The sequence below is a fragment of the Kitasatospora sp. NPDC087315 genome (assembly GCF_044744345.1).
In the GTDB taxonomy this organism is placed as follows: Bacteria; Actinomycetota; Actinomycetes; order Streptomycetales; family Streptomycetaceae; genus Kitasatospora.
Map to the genome: position 1 here is coordinate 21,747 of NZ_JBIUYD010000014.1, position 21,244 is coordinate 42,990.

General features: G+C 71.7%; 18 protein-coding genes and 2 tRNA genes. 10 read left to right on the plus strand and 10 right to left on the minus strand.

Annotation, left to right across the window (positions count from 1 at the left end):
- Positions 1–52 precede the first annotated feature (52 nt).
- Both ACIO5D_RS20875 and ACIO5D_RS20880 read right to left on the minus strand, forming a co-directional pair.
- Positions 53–814 (minus strand): hypothetical protein, encoded by a 762-nt coding sequence (locus tag ACIO5D_RS20875; RefSeq protein ID WP_363613709.1) that lies wholly within the window; start codon positions 812–814, stop codon positions 53–55.
- Positions 815–1,037: 223 nt separating this feature from the next.
- Positions 1,038–2,867 carry a phosphatidylglycerol lysyltransferase domain-containing protein gene (locus tag ACIO5D_RS20880; protein WP_400796924.1) on the minus strand — a complete coding sequence of 610 codons (1,830 nt, stop codon included), beginning with the start codon at positions 2,865–2,867 and terminating at the stop codon, positions 1,038–1,040.
- 327 nt (positions 2,868–3,194) lie between these two features.
- Here ACIO5D_RS20880 and ACIO5D_RS20885 point away from each other — a divergent pair, with 327 nt between their 5' ends.
- Complete coding sequence (locus ACIO5D_RS20885; protein ID WP_400797090.1) at positions 3,195–3,845, plus strand: response regulator; 651 nt, start codon at positions 3,195–3,197, stop codon at positions 3,843–3,845.
- The gene (locus ACIO5D_RS20890; protein WP_400654111.1) at positions 3,842–4,987 is read left to right on the plus strand and encodes a sensor histidine kinase; all 1,146 of its coding nucleotides are present in this window, start codon (positions 3,842–3,844) and stop codon (positions 4,985–4,987) included. Before ACIO5D_RS20885 ends, ACIO5D_RS20890 begins: the two co-directional genes overlap by 4 nt.
- 89 nt (positions 4,988–5,076) lie before the next feature.
- Here ACIO5D_RS20890 and ACIO5D_RS20895 read toward each other — a convergent pair.
- Positions 5,077–5,160: transfer RNA gene (locus ACIO5D_RS20895), tRNA-Leu, on the minus strand.
- Between the two features lie 415 nt (positions 5,161–5,575).
- Between ACIO5D_RS20895 and ACIO5D_RS20900 the strand changes: the two genes are divergently transcribed.
- The 6 genes from ACIO5D_RS20900 (at position 5,576) to pknB (ending at position 14,024) form a co-directional block, all read left to right on the plus strand.
- Positions 5,576–6,448 (plus strand): DUF3662 and FHA domain-containing protein, encoded by an 873-nt coding sequence (locus ACIO5D_RS20900; RefSeq protein WP_363613705.1) that lies wholly within the window; start codon positions 5,576–5,578, stop codon positions 6,446–6,448.
- 12 nt (positions 6,449–6,460) lie between these two features.
- Positions 6,461–6,997: an FHA domain-containing protein gene (locus ACIO5D_RS20905; RefSeq protein WP_363613703.1), complete on the plus strand. Its 537-nt coding sequence runs from the start codon at positions 6,461–6,463 to the stop codon at positions 6,995–6,997.
- 53 nt (positions 6,998–7,050) lie between these two features.
- Positions 7,051–8,631, plus strand: a complete 1,581-nt coding sequence (locus tag ACIO5D_RS20910) for a PP2C family protein-serine/threonine phosphatase (RefSeq protein WP_400796927.1) — start codon at positions 7,051–7,053, stop codon at positions 8,629–8,631.
- Between the two features lie 172 nt (positions 8,632–8,803).
- Positions 8,804–10,180, plus strand: coding sequence for an FtsW/RodA/SpoVE family cell cycle protein (locus ACIO5D_RS20915; protein WP_363613745.1), 1,377 nt, complete (start codon positions 8,804–8,806; stop codon positions 10,178–10,180).
- Entirely contained in the window at positions 10,177–11,634 is a 1,458-nt protein-coding gene (locus ACIO5D_RS20920) for a penicillin-binding protein 2 (protein ID WP_363613699.1), read from the plus strand. Before ACIO5D_RS20915 ends, ACIO5D_RS20920 begins: the two co-directional genes overlap by 4 nt.
- Positions 11,635–11,897: 263 nt before the next feature.
- Positions 11,898–14,024, plus strand: a complete 2,127-nt coding sequence (gene pknB / locus ACIO5D_RS20925; protein WP_400796929.1) for a Stk1 family PASTA domain-containing Ser/Thr kinase — start codon at positions 11,898–11,900, stop codon at positions 14,022–14,024.
- A gap of 179 nt (positions 14,025–14,203) precedes the next feature.
- Here pknB and ACIO5D_RS20930 read toward each other — a convergent pair whose 3' ends face one another.
- The 5 genes from ACIO5D_RS20930 to ACIO5D_RS20950 all read right to left on the minus strand — a co-directional run bounded on the left by ACIO5D_RS20930 (position 14,204) and on the right by ACIO5D_RS20950 (position 18,028).
- A complete protein-coding gene (locus tag ACIO5D_RS20930) occupies positions 14,204–15,013 on the minus strand; it encodes a class E sortase (RefSeq protein ID WP_363613082.1) in 810 nt (269 codons plus the stop codon).
- A 51-nt stretch (positions 15,014–15,064) separates the two neighbouring features.
- Positions 15,065–16,249 carry a class E sortase gene (locus ACIO5D_RS20935; protein ID WP_363613080.1) on the minus strand — a complete coding sequence of 395 codons (1,185 nt, stop codon included), beginning with the start codon at positions 16,247–16,249 and terminating at the stop codon, positions 15,065–15,067.
- A 5-nt stretch (positions 16,250–16,254) separates the two neighbouring features.
- Positions 16,255–16,917 (minus strand): aminodeoxychorismate/anthranilate synthase component II, encoded by a 663-nt coding sequence (locus tag ACIO5D_RS20940; RefSeq protein ID WP_363613078.1) that lies wholly within the window; start codon positions 16,915–16,917, stop codon positions 16,255–16,257.
- Between the two features lie 55 nt (positions 16,918–16,972).
- The gene (locus tag ACIO5D_RS20945; RefSeq protein WP_363613076.1) at positions 16,973–17,149 is read right to left on the minus strand and encodes a hypothetical protein; all 177 of its coding nucleotides are present in this window, start codon (positions 17,147–17,149) and stop codon (positions 16,973–16,975) included.
- A gap of 123 nt (positions 17,150–17,272) precedes the next feature.
- Entirely contained in the window at positions 17,273–18,028 is a 756-nt protein-coding gene (locus ACIO5D_RS20950; RefSeq protein ID WP_363613090.1) for a DUF881 domain-containing protein, read from the minus strand.
- 180 nt (positions 18,029–18,208) lie between these two features.
- On the opposite strand from ACIO5D_RS20950, the gene crgA reads away from it, so the two are divergent.
- On the plus strand, positions 18,209–18,457 hold the full coding sequence (crgA, locus tag ACIO5D_RS20955) for a cell division protein CrgA (protein ID WP_350560558.1): 249 nt from the start codon (positions 18,209–18,211) through the stop codon (positions 18,455–18,457).
- Between the two features lie 388 nt (positions 18,458–18,845).
- Here the strand turns inward: crgA and ACIO5D_RS20960 are convergent, their stop codons facing one another.
- Positions 18,846–19,751: a rhomboid family intramembrane serine protease gene (locus ACIO5D_RS20960; protein ID WP_400796934.1), complete on the minus strand. Its 906-nt coding sequence runs from the start codon at positions 19,749–19,751 to the stop codon at positions 18,846–18,848.
- A 289-nt stretch (positions 19,752–20,040) separates the two neighbouring features.
- Between ACIO5D_RS20960 and ACIO5D_RS20965 the strand changes: the two genes are divergently transcribed.
- Positions 20,041–20,883, plus strand: coding sequence for a DUF5324 family protein (locus ACIO5D_RS20965; protein ID WP_363613071.1), 843 nt, complete (start codon positions 20,041–20,043; stop codon positions 20,881–20,883).
- An 87-nt stretch (positions 20,884–20,970) separates the two neighbouring features.
- On the opposite strand, the gene ACIO5D_RS20970 is transcribed toward ACIO5D_RS20965, so the two are convergent.
- Positions 20,971–21,043, minus strand: a tRNA-Ala gene (locus ACIO5D_RS20970).
- Positions 21,044–21,244: the final 201 nt, after the last annotated feature.

Below are 21,244 nucleotides of genomic sequence, written 5' to 3' on the forward strand. Positions count from 1 at the left end.
GGGTCGGGCACCGGCCCGTCCGCCCCGGCGGGCAGGCCGGCGGAGTGCGCCTTCAGGGGATCGCCGCGCCCGCCGAGGTACGACGCCGGGCCTCCGCCGCGACCTCCAGCGAGGCGGCCGCCGCCACCGAGGTCGCGGCACCGACCCCGGCCAGCACCCGCGGCCAGAAGTCCCCGAACACCTCCACCGAGACCGCGATCAGCAGCGCGGTGATCACCGCGACGACGTGCTCCAGACCCGCCAGATTCGGCAGGACGACCGCCTCGCCGACCATCAGCGCCACCACCAGCCCGGCGGTGAGCCAGGCCCGGCAGCGGAACGCGATGCAGATCGCCAGCGCCACCACCGCGGCCGAGGGGCCGGTGTCCCGGACGTACGCGACCCACTTCGGGAAGCCGAACACGTGGCTCGGGCCGATCGCCACACCCACCCGGGCGAACAGCGTCCCGGCCAGGGTGCAGGCGTAGGCCACCACCAGGGTCAGCCGTCGGCCGAGCACGATCTCGGCGATCCCGAAGACCACGAACACCTGGGCCAGCGCCCCCCAGACCGGCAGGTCCAGCGCCGGCACGTACAGCGACAGCGGCGTACGCAGCAGCGAGACCTCCAGCGGCAGCGCGGCCTTCACCACCCCGATATGGGTGACGAACCGCTCCCCGCCCGGCAGGTGCTGCACGATGCTGAACAGCAGGATCAGAAACGTCGCCGTGGTGGCCAGCGGTACAGCGGCGAACTTCCTGCTCGCCACCCGCTCCCGGACCGTCCCGAACAACGTTCCCCACTCGGCGACAGCGGCCTCGGCGGCAGTAGCCACCGGCCCCTTTCGCACGCCCCCCGCGTGGGTCCTGTGAATCACAGCCGTCTCTCCAAATCCCCGAAGCCGCGAACGCCTTCCCCAACTACCCCAACATTAGAAGCCGGTTAAAGAATCCACATCGACATTAAGAGGGGATCCCCGTCATCCTCTGGGGGGAGAAACCACCCCGAAAACACCCCCCGTCCGGACGGCCGGTCCCCTCCGCCCCCCGGCGGAGGGACTACCCCTTCCCGTCCTGTGCCGCCATCGGCACCCGGGGCGCCACCACGGCGGGACCCGCGTGCCGTCGACGGAACAGGGCGGGCAGGCTCGGTGCGGTGATGAAGCCCTCGGCCCGCGCGCTCGCGATACCGATCCGCGGAATCTCGCTGCTCTTCTCGAACAGCAGATACCGCGGTTCCCAGATCGGCCGGTACTTCGCGTTGGCCCGGTACAGCGACTCGATCTGCCACCAGCGCGAGAAGAAACCCAGCACCGAGCGCCAGAGCCGCAGCACCGGACCGGCGCCGAGCCGCGAACCGCGCTCGAAAACGGAACGGAACATCGCGAAGTTCAACGACACCCGGGCCAGATCGACCTCCCGCGCGCGCTGCAGAAGTTCGATCACCATGAACTCCATCAGGCCGTTCTCGGTGTCCCGGGCCCGGCGCATCAGGTCCAGCGAGAGCCCGTCCGCACCCCACGGCACGAAGCTCAGCAGCGCCTTCAGCTCACCGTCCCCGTCGTGGCACTCCAGCATCACGCAGCGCCCGTCGCCCGGGTCGCCGAGCCGGCCGAGCGCCATCGAGAAGCCGCGCTCGGTCGCGCCGTCGCGCCACTGGTCGGCCTTGGCCACCAGCTCCGCCATCTCGCACTCGGGAATCTCCTCGTGCCGCCGGATCCGCACGGTGTACCCGGCCCGCTTGACCCGGTTGTAGGCCTGCCGGACCACCCGCATCGCCCGGCCGTCCAGCGAGAACTCGTCCAGCTCGACGATCGCCTCGTCACCCAGCTCCAGCGCGTCCAGCCCGTGCCGGGCGTAGATCACCCCGGCCTCCTCGGAGGCCCCCATCACGGCCGGCGCCCAGGCGTGCTCGCGGGCCTCGGACAGCCAGGCGTCGATCGCCCCCGGCCAGGCCTCCGGGTCGCCGATCGGGTCGCCCGAGGCCAGCGAGACCCCGCCGACCACCCGGTAGGTCACCGCCGCCTTGCCGCTGGCGGAGAAGACCACCGCCTTGTCCCGGCGCAGCGCGAAATAGCCCAGCGAGTCCCGCTCGCCCTGCTTGTCCAGCAGCGCGCGCAGCCGGACCTCGTCCTCCGGGGTGAGCAGTTCCTTGTCCCGCGGGCTGCGGAACGCCACATAGAGCACCAGCAGGAAGAGCACCGCGCCCATCGCGTTGATGACGGCGTTCACCCAGGTCGGGGCGGAGATCACCGAGCGCAGGTGCTCGGTCGGGGTGATGGTGATCATCCGGCCGACCGAGTAGCGGAAGAGGTCCCAGAAGCCGGCGCCGGGCAGGCTGTTGTTCATCCAGACCAGCAGCGCGCCGACGCCGCCGCCGAACAGCAGGCCGCCGACGAACGCGGCCGCCGCGGTCTTCGGGTTGGAGCGGTCGCCCTTGGAGGTGAACTCCTTCCGCCCGATCAGCAGGGCCAGCACGAACAGGCAGGTCAGCACGGTGGAGAAGTAGTTCAGCGGGTGCCGGCTGAACCGCTCGCCGGGCAACACCATGACGACCAGGTAGAGCAGGGCGAACACCCCGGCCAGCGCGGTGTTGAAGATCCACGCGGCCCGCTTGCGCCGCCGCATGGCGACCGCCAGGAACACCGACAGCACCGCGCTCGCCAGGCCGGCCGTCATCAGGTACGGGGTGAAGTACTCACCCTCGTTGTGCTCGGTCACCTGGTGCCGGAACGGTGCCAGCAGCACCGTCGCCAGGTTCAGCAGGGCCAGCAGCCGCATGTACCAGACGGTCGCGGTCGCCGCCCTGGGCCTCCAGCGCTCGAGCAGGCCGACGGGCCGGGGCCCGGCGGACGCGGCGGACGGCTCCGACTTCACAGTGGACGACACAGCTCAATTCCAAACGATCAGATGGTGGGGCGCATCCGCACACGGCCCGGCGCCGGGCGCCCGCACGGGCCCGACGGACTGACCGGCGGCCCTCGCCACGGCCGGAAACCGGCGAACGGGCAGCCAACTCCATGGTTCCCCACTCAGCGTGAGAATCGCGTGAACCCGGTAGCCGATTCCGACCCCCGCCGAACGGCGGGGGTTCCGCCGCAGCCACGCGTTCCGCGGGAATTGTCAGACACCCCCTAGGCTCGAAACCACTGCTGCGGACCGGCCGGACCCGGCCGCCCGAACCGAGGAGGGACCATCACCACCACCCGCGTGCTGATCGTGGACGACGAGATCCTGGTCCGCTCCGGCCTCGGCCTCATCGTCGGCTCCGCCCCCGATCTGGAGGTGGTCGGCGACTGCTCCGGCGGCCAGGCCGAGGGATGCGTCCAGCGCCTGCGCCCGCACGTCGTGCTGCTCGACATCCGGATGCCGGACCTCGACGGCATCTCGGTGCTGCGCCGGCTGCGCGCCCTGCCCGACCCGCCGGCCGTGGCGATGCTCACCACCTTCGACACCGACGAGTACATCGGCACCGCGCTGCGGGCCGGCGCCGTCGGCTTCCTGCTCAAGGACACCGCCCCGGACCAGCTGGTGCACGCCGTCCGGGTGCTCGCGGCCGGCGGCAGCATCCTCTCCCCGACCGTCACCCGCACCGTGATCGGCGGCTACGTCGACGGCGGCGGCCCGGACGCCGAGGCCGGCGCACTGGCCCGCACCCTCACCGGCCGCGAGCTCGACGTCCTGGCCCTGCTCGGCGAGGGCCTGTCCAACGCCGAGATCGCCGACCGGCTCTTCCTCGGCACCGGCACGGTCAAGGACCACATCAGCGCGATCCTCGGCAAGCTCGGCGCCGCCAACCGGGTGCAGGCCGCCGTGATCGCCCACCGGGCCGGTCTGGTCCGGCCGAAACCCGGCGACGGGGCATGACCGGCACCGACCCGTTCCCCTCCAGACACCTGCCGGCCCGGCTCACCGCGCCCTGGCTGATGCTGCTGCTGCCCGCCCTCTACTCCCTGGTGGACGCCACCCTGGTGGCCCGGGACGCCACCTGGTGGCAGGTCGTGTTCTCGGTCCTGGCCGCCGTGGTGCTGCCCTGGCGCCGGCGCTTCCCGGTGGCCGTCCTGCTGCTGACCATGCCCGGCAGCTACTTCGCCGACATCTGGCTCTCCCCGATCACCGCCGTCTACACGGTGGCCGCCGAGCGCCCCCGCCCCCGGGTGATGGTGCCCTGCGCGACCCTGTTCGCGCTGGTCGAGTTCTTCCACTGGCCGCTCTCCGAGCAGTCCTTCGCCCTGACCCGGGAGACCGCGCTCTACGCCATCCAGTCCGTGATGCTGGCGGCCGGGCCGGCCGCCACCGGCCTGCTCTCCCGCACCCGCCGGGAGCTGGCGGCCAGGCTGGACGAGCTGACCCGCGGCCAGGAGCGGGAGAGCCGGCTGCTGGCCGAGCGGGTGCTGATCAGCGAGCGGGGCCGGCTCGCCCGGGAGATGCACGACGTGGTCTCGCACCAGGTCAGCCTGATCAGCATCCAGGCCGGCGCGCTCCAGGTGAGCACCGCCGACCCGGCCGCCGCGGCCACCGCCCGGACCATCCGGGAGCTCTCCGTCCGCACCCTCGACGAGCTGCGGCAGATGGTCGGGGTGCTGCGCGCCGCCGGACCGCGCGGGGACATGCCGCTGGCCCCGCAGCCCCGGCTGGCGGACCTGCCCCGGCTGATCGAGGAGAGCGGCCTGGCCGCCGACACGGATCTGTCCCCCGGCGACCGGCCCTGGCCGGAGGCGGTCGAGCGGGCCGCCTACCGTACGGTCCAGGAGGCGCTCACCAACATCACCAAGTACGCCCCGGACGCCACCGTGCACGTCAGGGTCCGGGCCAAGGGCCGCCGGCTGCGGGTCGAGATCCGCAACGGGATCCCGCCGGTCCGGCCCGCCGAGACCCTGCCGGGCGGCGGCCACGGGCTGGTCGGCCTGCGCGAGCGGGCCCAGTTGCTCGGCGGCACCCTCGCCGCCGGGCCGACCCCGGACGGCGGCTTCGAGGTCCGGGCCGAGCTGCCCGCCACCCACGAGTGAGCGGCCCGCGGGCACCCGGACCCGCCCCGGGCACCCGACCGGGAGAACGAGAAAGCCCCGCAGATCCGAAGATCTGCGGGGCTTCGCTGTGCGCGAGGGGGGAGTTGAACCCCCACGCCCTTTCGGGCACTGGAACCTGAATCCAGCGCGTCTGCCTATTCCGCCACCCGCGCATGGGTGCCTGTCGTGGTTGCCAACCGATCAACCGATCCGCTCGATACCATGTGGCCTTCGCGGTTCTTCGATCCGGCTCCCTTTCGGGTGCCCCTTCCGACGTGGAAAACATTAGCACGACCTGCGGGTCACCTCCGAATCCGTTTCCCTGGGGGCCGAGCGCATCCGAACGGATGTCCGGCGAACTGGCGAGCGAGAGATGAGGGCCCGGTCGGACGGGTACTCCTGGCATGCTGCCGCAGGGATGCGTCACCCTGTGTGTCCGAGCCCACCCCCGGGCACCACGCGGTCCGGGAACCGTACGGATGGCCCCGGCGTGGATACGATCAGTACGGAAGTACCGCAAGTAGGCGCGACCGGCTCCCCGGGATCCGGTCGGAAGGCAGGCGAACGAACCCTGGAAGGGGGTGCCCCATGGGAGTGCTGAAGAAGTTCGAGCAGCGACTTGAGGGTCTCGTCAACGGCACCTTCGCCAAGGTGTTCAAGTCCGAGGTCCAGCCCGTGGAGATCGCCGGCGCGCTGCAGCGTGAGTGCGACAACAACGCGAGCATCTGGAACCGCGACCGCACCGTCGTGCCCAACGACTTCATCGTCGAGCTGAGCCCGCACGACCACGAGCGCCTGAGCCCCTACTCGGGCCAGCTGGGCACCGAGCTGGCCGGCATGGTCCGCGAGTACGCCGAGGCCCAGCGGTACAGCTTCATGGGCCCGCTCCAGGTGAACCTGGAGAAGGCCGACGACCTGGACACCGGTCTGTACCGGGTGCGCAGCCGCACGCTGGCCGCCGAGGAGCCGCAGCAGCAGGCCCCGCAGCAGCACCCGACCCAGGCCGGCTACGGCCGCCCGCCGGCCGCGCCGGCCCCCGGCGCACCGTGGCAGCAGCAGCAGAGCGCCGCCCCGTACGGCGCGCCCCCGCCGCCGGCCGCGCCCCCCGCCATGCCGCCGGGCCAGCCCGCCCCGGGCGGCGGCAACGTGCGCCCGTTCCCGGGCGCCGGCCACGGCACCTCGGTCCGCCGCTGGATCGAGGTCAACGGCGCCCGTCACCAGATCACCGGGAACGCCTGCGTGCTCGGCCGCTCCACCGAGGCGGACGTGCGGATCGACGACCCCGGGGTCTCCCGCAAGCACGCCGAGATCAGGCCCGGGACCCCGTCGATGGTGCTCGACCTCGGGTCCACCAACGGCATCGTGGTGGACGGACAGCACACCCAGCGCGCTACGCTCCGCGACGGCTCGCGAATCGTCGTGGGCTCCACCACCATCGTCTACCGACAGGTCGAAGGGTAGAGCGGGCCGGTTATGTCAGAACTGACCCTGACGGTCATGCGGCTGGGTTTCCTCGCCGTGCTGTGGCTGTTCGTCATCGTCGCGATCCAGGTGATCCGCAGCGACCTGTTCGGGACCAGGGTGAACCCCCGTTCCTCCCGCCGGGGCGGTGCCGCGACCGCCTCGGCTCCGGCCCCCGGGCCCGGGCGCGCCCCGCAGGGCCAGGCCGCCGGCCCGCCCCCCCAGCAGACCCAGGGCGGCGGCCGGCGCCGCGGCGCCCCGACCCAGCTGGTCGTGGTGCAGGGCTCGCTCGCCGGGACCACCGTCGCGCTGCAGGGCCAGACCATCACGCTGGGCCGCGCGCACGACTCCACCATCGTGCTGGACGACGACTACGCGTCCTCCCGGCATGCCAGGATCTATCCGGATCAGACTGGGCAGTGGACGGTCGAGGATCTAGGCTCCACCAACGGCACCTATCTGGACCGGCAGCGCCTGACCGCGCCGACCCCGCTCCAGCCGGGCATGCCGATCCGTATCGGCAGGACCGTCATCGAACTGCGGAAGTAGTAGCGCATGAGGGACAGCATCCCGTCCATGACCCAGAGGGGGGCTCAGGTCGCATGACCCTGGTGCTGCGCTTCGCCGCCGGCTCCCACAAGGGACTGATCCGGGAGGGGAACGAGGACTCCGGCTACGCCGGGCCGCGGCTGCTTGCCGTGGCCGACGGCATGGGCGGTGCCGCGGCCGGCGAGGTCGCGTCCTCGGAGGTGCTCGGCTCGATCGTCCGGCTGGACGAGGACGTGCCGGGCGCCGACCTGCTGACCCTGCTCGGCGACGCCGTCCAGGGCGCCAACGACCGGCTCCGGCAGATGGTCGAGGAGGACCCGCAGCTGGAGGGCATGGGCTGCACCCTCACCGCCATGCTCTGGACCGGTCAGCGGATGGGCATGGTGCACGTCGGCGACTCCCGCGCCTATCTGCTGCGCGACGGTTCGCTGGTGCAGATCACCCAGGACCACACCTGGGTGCAGCGCCTGGTCGACGAGGGCCGGATCACCGCGGAGGAGGCCGAGACCCACCCGCAGCGCTCCCTGCTGATGCGGGCGCTGGACGGCCGCGGCCAGGTCGAGCCCGACCTGTCGATCCGCGAGGTACGGGCCGGCGACCGCTATCTGATCTGTTCCGACGGCCTCTCCGGCCCGGTCAGCCACCAGACCCTCGAGGACACCCTCGGAAGCTTCTACTCGCCCGAGCAGACCGTGCAGGAGCTGATCCAGCTCGCGCTGCGCGGCGGCGGTCCGGACAACATCACCTGCATCGTGGCGGACGTCATCGACGTCGGCGCCACGGACACCCTGAGCGGCCAGTTCAACGACATCCCGGTGGTGGTCGGCGCGGTCGCCGAGACCCCGCCGTCCTCGGCCGCCGCCGACCAGTCGATCCTCGACACCCCGGCCGGCCGGGCGGCCGGCCTCGGGCGCGCCCCGCAGGGCGCCTTCGGCCCCGCCGAGGGCTACGACGGGTACGGCAACCCCGGCCAGGCCAGCTTCGGCCCGGCCGAGGGCTACGACGGGTACGGCTCCGACGAGCCCCCGGTGTACGGCACCGAGGACTACGACGACGAGGAGCGGCCGAAGCGCAAGGGCAGGGCGCTCAAGGTCTCACTGGTGAGCCTGATCACCCTGGGCCTGCTCGGCGGCGCCGGCTTCTTCGGCTACCGGTGGACGCAGGGCCAGTACTACGTCGGCGTGGACGGCGACCACGTCGCGGTCTACCAGGGCGTCAACCAGAGCCTGGCCGGCCTGAACCTATCCTCGGTGCACACCGCGTACCGGGACATCGAGCTCAAGTACCTGCCGCAGGACCAGCGCACCCACGTCACCAACACCATCTCCGCCAGCAGCCTGGGCGACGCCGACGACAAGGTGAAGAAGCTCGGCGAGCAGGCGGCACTCTGCCGGAAGGTCTCCGACGCCCGGGCGACCGCGGCCAACCCGGCCGCGCCGGTCACCCAGGCGGCGTTCACGACGGCCGTCACCCCGAGCCCGTCCGCGACCCGCGCACCCGCGACGGCCACGGCCGCCCCGAGCGCCGCAGCACCCAGCCAGAGCGCCGCCGCCCCGGCCGCCGGGCCGCAGAGCGACCTGCCGGGCCTGACCGAGGAGGAGCGGCTGAAGGCCGACTCCTGCCCGAAGCAGTGACGCCCGTGACCCGACATAGGCCCGCCCGCAGCGGGCCGGCCGGCCGTCAGGGAGCGGCCTCCACGTGAGCACCTTCGACCTGAGCAGTGGCCCGGGCAACCGGTCCGACGACCGCCGGACCCCCGGCGGGCCGACCGGCCGGGCCGCCTCGCGGCGCCGGGGCAACACCACGATCTCCCCCCAGGGCACGCCGAACCGGCGCAACACCGAGCTGGCGCTGCTGGCCTTCGCCGTGCTGCTGCCGGTCCTCGCGTACGCCAACGTGGGTCTCGCGATGGACGACTCGCTGCCGGCCGGCATGCTCGGCTACGGGCTCGGCATGGGGGCGCTGGCCCTGATCGCGCATCTGCTGATGCGCCGCTTCGCGCCGTACGCGGACCCGCTGATGCTGCCGATCGCCACCCTGCTCAACGGGCTCGGCGTGGTGATGATCTGGCGGCTCGACAAGGCCGGCAAGCTCCTGCACAACAACTACCCCGCCGCCGCCAACCAGCTGATGTGGTCGGGCCTCGGGGTGGCGCTGTTCATCTTCGTCATGATCTTCCTGAAGGACCACCGGGTCCTCCAGCGCTACACCTACATCTCGATGGCGCTGGCCCTGGTCCTGCTCGCGGCGCCGGCCTTCTTCCCGTCCCGCAAGGAGGACTTCGGCGCCAAGATCTGGATCCGGATGGGCAGCTTCTCCATCCAGCCGGGCGAGTTCGCCAAGATCATCCTGACCGTGTTCTTCGCCGGCTACCTGATGGTCAAGCGGGACGCGCTGGCCCTGGCCAGCCGCCGGTTCATGGGCCTCTACCTGCCGCGCGGGCGCGACCTCGGTCCGATCATCGCGATCTGGCTGGTCAGCCTGCTGATCCTGATCTTCGAGAACGACCTCGGCACGTCCTTCCTCTTCTTCGGCCTCTTCGTGGTGATGCTCTACGTCGCCACCGAGCGGACCAGCTGGATCATCTTCGGCCTGCTGATGTCCATCGGCGGCGCCGTCGCGGTCGCCTCGACCACCAGCCACGTCAAGACCCGGATCGACGCCTGGCTCGACCCGATGGCCGCCTTCGCGCCCAAACCGCCACAGGGCGCCACCGAACAGATCGGCCAGTCGCTGATGGCGCTGGGCTCCGGCGGGGTGACCGGCTCGGGCCTCGGCCAGGGCCGCTCATGGCTGATCGACTTCGCCGCCAAGAGCGACTTCATCCTCGGCTCCTTCGGCGAGGAGCTCGGCCTCACCGGCCTGATGGCGATCTTCATGCTCTACGCCCTGCTGATCCAGCGCGGCCTGCGCACCGCCATCGCCGCCCGCGACCCGTTCGGCAAGCTGTTCGCCGTCGGCCTCTCCTCGGCCATGGCGCTGCAGGTCTTCGTGGTGGCCGGCGGTGTCACCGGGCTCATTCCGCTGACCGGTATGACCATGCCGTTCCTCGCCCAGGGCGGGTCCTCGGTGGTCGCCAACTGGGCCCTGGTCGCGATCCTGCTGAAGATCAGCGACAGCGCCCGCCGCCCCGGGGTCGAACCGGCCCCCGCCACCGAGATCCAGGGAGGGTCCGCCTCATGAACAAGCCGATCCGTCGGGTCTCGATCTTCTGCCTCGTCCTGATCCTGGCCCTGATGGTGCGCACCAACTGGGTGCAGGGCGTCCAGGCCGAGGCCTGGGCCACCAACAAGAACAACAAGCGCCAGGTGTACGACCGCTACGCCCACCCGCGCGGCAACATCATCGTCGGCGGCCAGCCGGTCACCCAGTCGGACTTCGTCAACGGCCTGCGCTACAAGTACAAGCGCTCCTGGCTCGAGGGCCCGATGTACGCACCCGTCACCGGGTACTCCTCGCAGTCCTTCGGCGCCAGCCAGCTGGAGCAGTTGGAGGACGGCATCCTCTCCGGCAGCGACGACCGGCTGTTCTTCCGCAACACCCTGGACATGCTGACCGGCGAGCCGAAGAAGGGCGGCGACGTCCTCACCACGATCAACGCCAAGGCCCAGAAGGCCGCCTTCGACGGCCTCGGCAACAAGAAGGGCGCGGTGGTCGCGCTCGACCCGCGCACCGGAGCGATCCTGGCGATGGTCTCCACCCCGTCCTACGACCCCGGCACCTTCGCCGGCGGCGACGCCGCCGACACCAAGGCCTGGACGGACCTCAACGCGGATCCGAACAAGCCGATGCTCAACCGCGCGCTGCGCGAGACGTACCCGCCCGGCTCGACGTTCAAGCTGGTCACCGCGACCGCCGCGTTCGAGAACGGCCTGTACCAGAACATCGACGACGCCACCGACACCCCGAACCCGTACGTCCTGCCGGGCACCAAGACCGAGCTGAAGAACGAGAGCCAGTACGAGCAGTGTGAGAACGCCACGCTGAAGTCCGGCATGGACCAGTCCTGCAACACGGTCTACGGCAAGATCGGCGCCGACCTGGGCAAGGACAAGATGCGGGCGCAGGCCGAGAAGTTCGGCTTCAACAGCACGGTGGACACCCCGGTCCGCTCCGAGAAGAGCGTCTACCCGAGCAACTCCACCCCGGACGGCACCGCGCAGGACGCGATCGGCCAGCACGACACCCGGGCCACCCCGCTCCAGATGGCCATGGTCTCCGCGGCCATCGCCAACAACGGCAGCCTGATGCAGCCCTACCTGGTGGAGCAGGAGCGCTCGGCCTCGCTGACCACCATCTCCAAGCACACCGAGAAGCAGTTCTCCCAGCCGATGAGCCCGGCCACCTCGCAGAAGATGCAGGACCTGATGGTCTCGGTGGTGGAGAACGGCACCGGCAAGAACGCCAAGATCCCCGGCCTGACCGTCGGCGGCAAGACCGGTACCGCGCAGCACGGCGAGGACAACGCCGGCCTGCCGTTCGCCTGGTTCACCTCCTTCGCCAAGACCGCCGACGGCCAGTCGGTCGCGGTGGCGGTCGTGGTCGAGGACGGCTCGGACAACCGCGACGGCATCAGCGGCGGCCGGCTGGCCGCGCCGATCGCCAAGGCGGTGATGCAGGCGGCCCTCGGCAAGTAGGGAGGCCGCCGTCACGAGTGAGTGGAATGTCACGATCGGCACCTCTGTCCGGATACCGGTCTGATATCGGCCGACGGCCGACTCCGGCCACGGACGGTGCGACCGGTAGCGTATCCGCAAGCAGCGGGTGTGCCCGTTGCCCGCCCGCGGGGCGCAGCGAGGTCCGGCCGTAGAACCACCCGCGGCCCGGACGGCGTCACTCAGAGCGTGCGGGGACACCTACGTCACAACCTCACCGGCGGGTGAGGGAGAGGGTCGGAACTATGGAAGAGCCTCGTCGCCTAGGCGGCAGGTACGAGCTCGGCGGCGTCCTCGGGCGCGGCGGCATGGCCGAGGTGTACCTCGGCCATGACACCCGGCTCGGCCGTTCCGTCGCAGTGAAGACGCTCCGGGCCGACATGGCCAGGGATCCGTCGTTCCAGGCCCGCTTCCGCCGTGAAGCCCAGTCCGCGGCGTCCCTCAACCACCCAGCGATCGTCGCCGTGTACGACACCGGCGAGGACTACATCGACGGCATCTCCATCCCGTACATCGTGATGGAGTACGTCGAGGGCTCCACCCTGCGCGAACTGCTGCACTCCGGCCGCCGGCTGCTGCCGGAACGGGCGCTGGAGATGACCATCGGCATCCTGCAGGCGCTGGAGTACTCGCACCGGGCCGGCATCGTGCACCGCGACATCAAGCCGGCCAACGTCATGCTGACCCGGCAGGGCAACGTCAAGGTCATGGACTTCGGCATCGCCCGGGCGATGGGCGACGCCGGCATGACGATGACGCAGACCTCCGCCGTCATCGGCACCGCCCAGTACCTCTCCCCCGAGCAGGCCAAGGGCGAGCAGGTGGACGCCCGCTCCGACCTCTACTCCACCGGCTGCCTGCTGTACGAGCTGCTGACCGTCCGCCCGCCGTTCGTCGGCGACTCGCCGGTCGCGGTGGCGTACCAGCACGTCCGGGAAGAGGCACAGCCGCCGTCCGTCTTCGACCCCGAGGTACGCCCCGAGATCGACGCGATCGTGCTGAAGGCGCTCGCCAAGGACCGCGACTACCGGTACCAGAGCGCCGACGAGATGCGCGACGACATCGAGCGCTTCCTCGACGGCCTGCCGGTGGCCGCCGCCCAGCAGGCCGCCGCCTACGGCATGGGCGCCGCCGGCTACGGCTACGACCAGAACGGCTACCCGCAGCAGCAGGACCCGTACGGCCAGACCAACGTGCTGCCGCAGCAGCCCGGCTCCGGTCCGACCACGGTGCTCCCGCACGCCGGCGGGCAGCCCGGCTACGGCCAGCAGGCCGGCTACCCGGACGACGGCTACGGCCAGACCTACGCCGGTGCCCCCGGCGGTGGCAGCGACGACGGCTACGGCCGCGGCGGCGGACGGCGCGGCGAGGAGCCGCCGAAGAAGAGCAACACCTCCTGGATCGTGCTGGCGGTGGCCGCCGTGCTGGTCCTGGTCGGCACCTTCTTCGTGGCCCAGGCGATGTTCGGCGGCAAGAAGGACGACACCACCAAGGAGCCGCCCAAGATCGCGGCGCCGAACCTGGTGGGCAAGAGCCTGGCCGACGCCAAGGCGGCCGCCGTTCAGGCCGGTCCCAAGCTGGTGGTGACCGAGGGCGAGAAGATCGCCTGCCCGGACACCAACATCAAGAAGGACCAGGTCTGCACCCAGAACCCGGCGGCCCCCACCCAGGTCGCCGAGACCGCCACCATCACGGTGCAGCTCTCCTCCGGCCCGGCCAAGTCGAACGTTCCGTCGGTGGTCGGCAAGACCAAGGACGCGGCGATCAAGGCGCTCGCCGACGCCGGTTTCACCAACGTCCTCCCCGAGTACAAGGACGACGACACGGCCCCGCAGGAGCAGGTCATCGCCCAGGACCCGGCGGCCAACGCGGCCGGTGACCCGACCGCCCAGGTCAAGCTGACCATCTCGCAGGGCAAGGCCAAGACGGTGGTCCCGAGCGTGCTCGGCCAGCAGAAGGAGGCCGCGCAGGCCGCCCTGGAGAGCGCCGGCTTCCAGGTCGACGCGTCGAAGACCACGCTGACCAACGACCCGACCAAGGTCAACACCGTCGCCTCGCAGTCGCTCCAGGCGAACAGCAAGGTCCCGGCCAACTCGAAGATCGTTCTGACCATCTACAAGGCGCCGGACAAGGCCACCGTTCCGGCGTTGCAGAACGTCCCGCTCAAGGACGCCATCAAGCAGTTGCAGGACGCCGGCCTCGGCTTCAGTGTGTCCGGCCCGCAGGACCCGAACGCCGTGGTGACGGGCGTCAACCCGCCCGCGGGCACCAAGCTGGACCCGAACACCCAGGTGACCCTGATGACCAGGCCGGCTGATCCGGCCAAAGGGGACACCCCCAACCCACCGCCCACCAAAGGGGGGAACCCCTAGCCCCTGGTTCCCCTTCTTCTGAGGGAACGCCCACGGGCCCGCCGGCAGCCGCTACGAACGGCTTCGGCGGGCCCGTGGGCGTTCCTGCCGGCAGCCTCACTCGCGACGCCGGGCAGCGGCCCGCCGCGACCCCCGGCCGTCCGTCGGTCGGACCCTCCTGACCGGCCGGCGCCGACCGGTCAGGAGTGACGCAGCTCGGGCGGCGGGGTGCGCTTGGCGTCCATGTCGTCCACCCGGACCAGGCTGCCCCAGACCGCCATCCGGTAGCGCGAGGTGTAGACCGGCGTACAGGTCGTCAGGGTGATGTAGCGGCCCGGAGCCTGGTAGCCGGAGCCCTTGGGGACGGGGGCGACGATGCCGGTGTCGTACTTGGACGTCTCCGGCAGGGTGCTGTCCGCCTTGTAGACGTACCACTTGTCCTTGGTCTCGACCACGATCGCGTCGCCCTTGTGGACCGCGTCCAGGTCGTGGAACTTGGCGCCGTGGCCGTCCCGGTGCGCGGCGAGCGCGAAGTTCCCGGTCTCGTCCCAGGGCATCGCGGCGCGGTAGGGCTGCTCGTACACCCCGGCGACGCCCTCGGCCAGGGTGTCGGTGTCGGTACCCATCCGGATCAGCACCTGGTAGTTCCGGCCCATCGCGGGAACGTGCAGGAAGCCGACCCCGTCGCCCGCCGCGTAGGCCGTGCCGGGCCCTGTGGGCGCCCCCGAGGGGGCTCCCGGGGCGGCCTGAGGGGTGCCCGGACCGGCCCCGGCCGCCCAGGCGCTGCGCAGCTTGTCGGAGGCCTCGGAGGCGGAGCGGTCCGCCAGCACGTCCGTCCACCAGAGCGAGTACACGACGAACAGGCCGAGCACCAGGCCCAGGGTGATCAGCAGTTCGCCGAAGACACCGACCGCGGCCAGCGCGCGGCCCCGCCGCCGACGGGCGGGTGCGGGCGGTGGAAAGGCCTCTGCCGCCGGTTCCGCCCACTCCGCCGTCTCGTCCTGGGTCACGTGATCTCCCCCTCTGCCTGAGCGCCGTGCGACGGGCCGCCCGCCATGGTGCTAGTTGACCGTGAGGCCGGCCGGCTTGCCCTGGCTCCGCGGCCGTTCCTCGATCATCTTGCCAAAGACGATCAGCCTTGCCTTGGAACTGAACTCCGGCGTGCAGGTGGTCAGTGTGATGTACCGGCCCGCCTGGTTGTATCCGGCGCCGTTGGGGACGGGCTTGATCACACTGACGTTCGACGGCGGGGTCTCCGGAATGCCGCCGGTGACCTCGTAGGTGTAGTACGCGGTCGCGGTCTCCACCACGATCTTGTCGCCCTTGCCGAGCTGGTTGATGTGCCGGAACGGCTCACCGTGGGTGTTGCGGTGCGCGGCCAGCGCGAAGTTCCCGGCCTTGTCGGCCGGCATCCCGGTGCCGGAGTAGTGGCCCACCAGGCCCTTGTCGAGCACCGACGACTTGGCGGTGCCCTCCGCGATCGGGAACTTCAGGCCGAGCTTGGGCAGGTGGATGATCGCGAAGCCCTTGCCGGGCTCGAACACCTCCGGCTTGGCCGGGTCCGGCGCCGGCTGCCCCGGCGCGCCGGGGGCCGGGGCGGCGTCGAACTGCTGCTCCAGCTGGTTGCGGGCACCGTCGGCGGCCGCGTCGGCCTGCACATTGGTCCACCAGAGCTGGTACGAGACGAACAGCAGCATCACCACGCCGAGCGTTATGCACAGCTCACCGACCAGCCGGGCGGCCACCACGACCGGCGACTCCTTGGGCCGCACCCGCGCCGCTCCGCCGGCCCGGCCGCCCGCCCGGCGGCGCCCGCCGCCCGCGCGTACCGACATCCGGCCCTGGGCGGCACGCCGGCGCTCGGCCCGGCCACCGGTGGGCGGTTCCTCCTCGCGCGCCTGCGGAAGGCGCAGCTGGAGGGTCTGGTCGGCCAGCCAGGGGTACTCGGGCAGGCCTGCGCCGTCCTGGTCGTCCGCACCGCCCTGGCCGCCCGGAACGGGCTGCTCGGCCTGCTCGTACACGCCCCAGCCGTCGTCGGCCCCGCCCTGCGGCGGACCGGACTGCTGCGAGGGGTGGGACTGCTGGACCGGGATGTGGCCGCCGAGCCGGAGCTGCCGCTCCTGGTACGTCCGGTCGCCGGGCCCGCCCTGGTGGGCACCGTACGGATCGGTGCGGCTGTACTGGTCGCCGGCCCCGGGCCCGTCCGCCCCCGACTGGTAACGCCCCTCCGGACGCACCGCGGTCATCCCGCTCAGCCCCGGCCGATCACCGGGGCGAGCCCGGCCGAACGACCCACCGCCCGCGGATCGCCGCACTCGGCCAGCCAGTTGGCGAGCATCCGGTGGCCGCCCTCGGTGAGCACCGACTCCGGGTGGAACTGCACGCCCTCCACCAGCAGCTCCCGGTGGCGCAGGCCCATGATCACGCCGCTCTCGGTCCGGGCGGTGACCACCAGCTCGTCGGGCACGGTGGCCGGCTCGACCGCCAGCGAGTGGTACCGGGTCGCGGTGAGCGGCGAGGGCAGGCCCTCGAACACCCCGCCGTCCTCGTGCTCGACCAGCGAGGTCTTGCCGTGCAGCAGCTCCGGCGCCCGGCCGACCACCGCGCCGTACGCCACCGCGATCGACTGCAGGCCGAGGCAGACGCCGAAGACCGGCAGCCCGATCCTGGCGCAGTGGTGCACCATCTCGATGCAGACCCCGGCCTCCTCCGGCGCGCCGGGGCCGGGCGAGAGCAGCACCCCGTCGAAGCCCGCCTCGCCGTCGCGGCGCACCGCGTGCTCGACCGTCACCTCGTCGTTGCGCACCACCTCGCAGGTGGCGCCGAGCTGGTAGAGGTACTGGACCAGGTTGAAGACGAAGCTGTCGTAGTTGTCGACAACCAGGATGCGGGGGGAGGCCGGCTGGGAGGTCATTCGCGCGCTATCTCCGTGGGATGCGGGGGCTGGGAGGAAGAGCAGGGCCGCCGGATCAGCCGACGGCGCCGTCGCCGCCGTCCACTGTGACGTCGCCGAAGGGCAGCAGCGGTTCCGCCCACGGGAAGACGTACGTGAACAGGAGGTAGACCACCCCCAGGACGAGGAGCAGCGAGATGATGGCCCGGACCAGGGAATTCCCCGGAAGGTGACGCCAGATCCAGCCGTACATGGTGCTCCCTCGACGTAACAGACTGGGGTCAAGAGTAGACCCGTGATCTGAGCCCGGGGGGCGGCCCGCCGAGACGGCCCACCGGGCGGTGCCGGATCCGGGGGACGCCGGGCCGGTCGGCCGCTACTGACCGCCCGCCGAGCGCAGGTCGGTGGTGCCCGAGTAGCCGGGCACCGTGAGGTCGCCGCTCTCCTGGACCTTCCAACCCAGCCCGTACGCCTGGACGTACTGCAGGTAGTTGCGGATCGCCGGGTCCGCGTCCACCGCCGCCCGCAGCACGTCCGTCTTCCCGACCGCCTTGACCACGTACGGCGGCGAGTAGACCCGGCCCTGGAGCAGCAGGGTGTTGCCCACGCAGCGGACGGCGCTGGTGGAGACGAGCCGCTGGTCCATCACCTGGACGCCTTCGGCGCCGCCCCGCCAGAGCGCGTTGACCACCGCCTGGATGTCCTGCTGGTGGATGACCAGGTCGTTGACGCCGGGCGCGGGCACCCCGGGGATGCGCGCGGTCGCGTTCGGCGGGGCGTCGTTGAGGGTGACGGTCAGGCCGGGCCCCTGGAGCGGGTCCAGCGCGGCGGCCTGGTGCAGGGTGTCCAGCCGGGCGGCGTCGGCCGGGCTGCGGCCCTGCTGCTGGGTCAGCTGCTGGGACCGGGCCTGGAGGTCGGCGAGCTGGGCCTGGGCCTGCTGGTTCTGCGAGCTCCGCTGGCGTATCACGTCGCCGAGGCTCAGCAGGGAGTTGTCGGTGCGCAGATCGGTGCCGCGGGCGGTCTGCGCGCTGATGTAGAAGAGCAGTCCGGCGAGCGCGAAGACGGCGCAGGTCAGGGCACGGCCGACAATTCGGGTGCCGGAAGCCCGGGTGCGGGCCGGCCGAGGGGGAATCGACAAATTAGGCACCGTACCCTTATCTCCTTCAGACCCGCAGAGCCACTACGCTAACGGACGCCGGTGGCATGTGCGGGGCCGGTCCCCATGGCATTCCGCACAGCCGTCAGCACCAGCCGCCTCACCTCCGCTGCACCCCCTGCGCGGTCTCACAGCGCATCGACAGGAGAGCTCCTCGTGCCGAAGTCTCGACTCCGCAAGAAGTCCGACTACACCCCGCCGACGACGGCCACGGTGAAGATCAGTTCGGGCCGCGGCTGGGTCGCCCCCCTGATGCTGGCGCTGTTCCTGGTCGGCCTGGTGTGGATCGTCACCTACTACGTGACCAGCGGCAGCTGGCCGGTGGAGAGCTGGCGGAACTGGAACATCCTGGTGGGCTTCGGCTTCATCGCCGCGGGATTCGGCGTCTCCACCCAGTGGAAGTGACGCCGGGGCCCCGCCCCTGAGCGTCTTCCGGCCCCGAGCACACCCGCCGTCCCGGACGTCACGTCCCGGGACGGCTCGGTGGTGCGCCCGCACTCCGCCGACCGGCCCGGTCGGCGGCCCCTCGCTGTGCCCTGCCCTACCCCGACGCGACAATCGCGCTAACGCGACTATCGTGCTATCCGGCTTATCCACATGGTTATCCACACTGGGGAAAAGTCCCCCCAGGCTGTGGATAACTCGCGCCCGGCGCGCCTTCCGCACCCCTGCGCGCCCTCCCCCGAATAGCAAATCCACACAGCAGGACACGCGTAGAACAGCCGTCCACCGCGCACTTCTCCCACCGGCTGTGCACAACCCCGCACCCGTTGTGGACAAACGTCCGGATGCGTCACCCGCCGTAGCGGGCGGTCCCGATCAGGACCAGCAGCAGCACCACGCCCGCCATCACCGCCACCGTGAGCCCCTGAACGGCCGTCCGGCGCTCGCGCGGGGCGTACATCAGCCCGATCGCGGTCAGCGTCCCCGCGACCAGCCCGCCGATGTGCGCCCGCCAGTCGATCGAGTGCACCGCGAAGGTGACGATCAGATTGAAGACCAGCAGCGCGATCACCGGGGCGAGCGGCGTCCTGGTCCTGCGGTACATCACCGCGGTGGCGCCGAACAGGCCGTAGACCGCGCCGGAGGCGCCCAGCGAGTTCATGAAGCCACCGGCCACCAGGAAGGCGAACGCGCTGCCGGCCAGGCCCGAGACCAGGTACAGGCCGAGATAGCGGAGCCGGCCGAGCGCCATCTCCAGCGGCGGCCCCATCACCCAGAGCACCACCATGTTGGTGGCGATGTGCCAGGGCGCGGTGTGCAGGAAGGTCGCGGTCAGCAGCCGGTACCACTGATCGGGCCCGGCCGCGACGCCGGACGGGAAGCCGGTGATCTGCGGCCCGACGCTGAACAGCGACAGGTCATTGGCGAGCCACGGCTTGAGCACGTACGCGGCCAGCACGAAGACCGCCAGATTGAGCCCGACCAGGACCTTGGTGACCAGCGCGCCGTCCGCGGTCAGCTGCCCGCCGAACCGGGTGGTCGCCCGCCGCACCTCGCGGTGGCCGCCGCTGACGCACTCCGGGCAGTGGAAGCCCACCGAGGCGCTCACCATGCACAGCGGGCAGATCGGCCGACCGCACCGGCCGCAGCCGATCCCGGTCTCCTGCTCGGGGTGCCGGTAGCACCGGTGCAGCCCGGACCCGCCCGTGGGCCGCGGCGTCGGATCGGCCGGCGGCCTTGGCTCGTCCGGGAGCATCAGCGGTCGTCCCTTCTCCTGCGCGGACCCGGCGCCACCCGCCGAACGGGGTACCACCGGAACCGTCAGCGTACTGCGGCCGGATCAACGACGGGGTGATCCCCGTCGACTCGATCGTGACCCCGTCCCGGGCCGTTCACACCCGTCCCGCCCGGCGCCGCCACCGCCGCCACCGCGCCGCCCGCGCCCCGCGTACGGCCCACTCCGGAGTGCTGGTGGACAAATCAGCATGCATGATCAGCATTCAGGTGGATATGTGCATAAAGGACGCCACCAGGAGGAGAGACTCGTGACCCGTTTGGACTCAGCCCGTGAGACGGCCGGCAAGACCCGGGACGCCCTCGTGCCCTATGCCGCCACCGCCAAGGACACCGCGGCACAGCTGGCGGACGACGCGAAGCAACGCCTGGGGCCCGCCCTGGACGCACTCGGCCCGAAGGCCGCCCAGGCCGCCCACAGCGTCCGCGTCCAGTACGACAGACATGTCGCCCCGCAGTTCGGTCACGCCTTCGCCAGCCTGCCCCCCGAGGCCCAGCAGCACGCCCTCAAGGCCCTGCACCGCACCCAGGAGGCCGCTCTGGCCGCCCGGCTCTCCGCGGCCCGCGCCGCCGACCAGGCCAGGAGCAACGTCGGCCCCAAGGTGGTGCAGGTGGTCGAGGAGGCCCGCGCGGCCGTCACCCCGGTCGCCCAGGAGGCCCAGACCCGCGGCGCCGCCGCGCTGACCGCGCTCCAGGGCAATGTCACCTCCGCCGAGATCAGCCACCTCGCCGCCCGCAACCTCAGGAAGAAGCAGTGCAACGCCTGGGCCACCGGCCTGGCGGTGGCCGGCGCCGTCGCGATCGGCAGCGGCATCGTGATCTGGCAGTGGTGGCGGCACCGCAGCAACCCCGAGTGGCTGGTCGAGCCGCCGGCCGGGCAGTCCGCGACGACCAGCGGGGAGGGCGGCCCCGCCGCGACGGCCCCGCACACCGGCGCCCACGCCGTGGGCGGCGGCGCTCCGGCCGGATCACCGGTGGACGAATCGGACCCGGAGACCGGGAGCGAGGCGGCCACCGACGCCACCAGGCCCGGTCCGCCACCCGGCGAGGAGGACGACCACCCCAAGCCGCACGACCCGCGCAAGCCGCACTGACCGGCCGCACGGGCGCGAGAACGCCGATCGGCCGCTGACCCGGATTCAGGTCAGCGGCCGATCGGCTGTTTCCACATCTGTGAACTGTGGAGCTTAGGAGACTCGAACTCCTGACATCTGCCTTGCAAAGGCAGCGCTCTACCAACTGAGCTAAAGCCCCTCGACGGCACCACTCGTACCGACGGGCACTAGCGTACCGGGTCCTGGCGCGAATCCCACGCCCTCTCCCCGCACCTTCCGCCGGGACGGTGTCCGGAAGTGGGGGGGGGCGGGGGGGGGGGCGGGGGGGGCGGCCCCGGGGGGGGCGCCCCGCGGCCCCCCACGTGCGTGGGGGGGACTATGTGGGGGGGGGCCGCGGCCG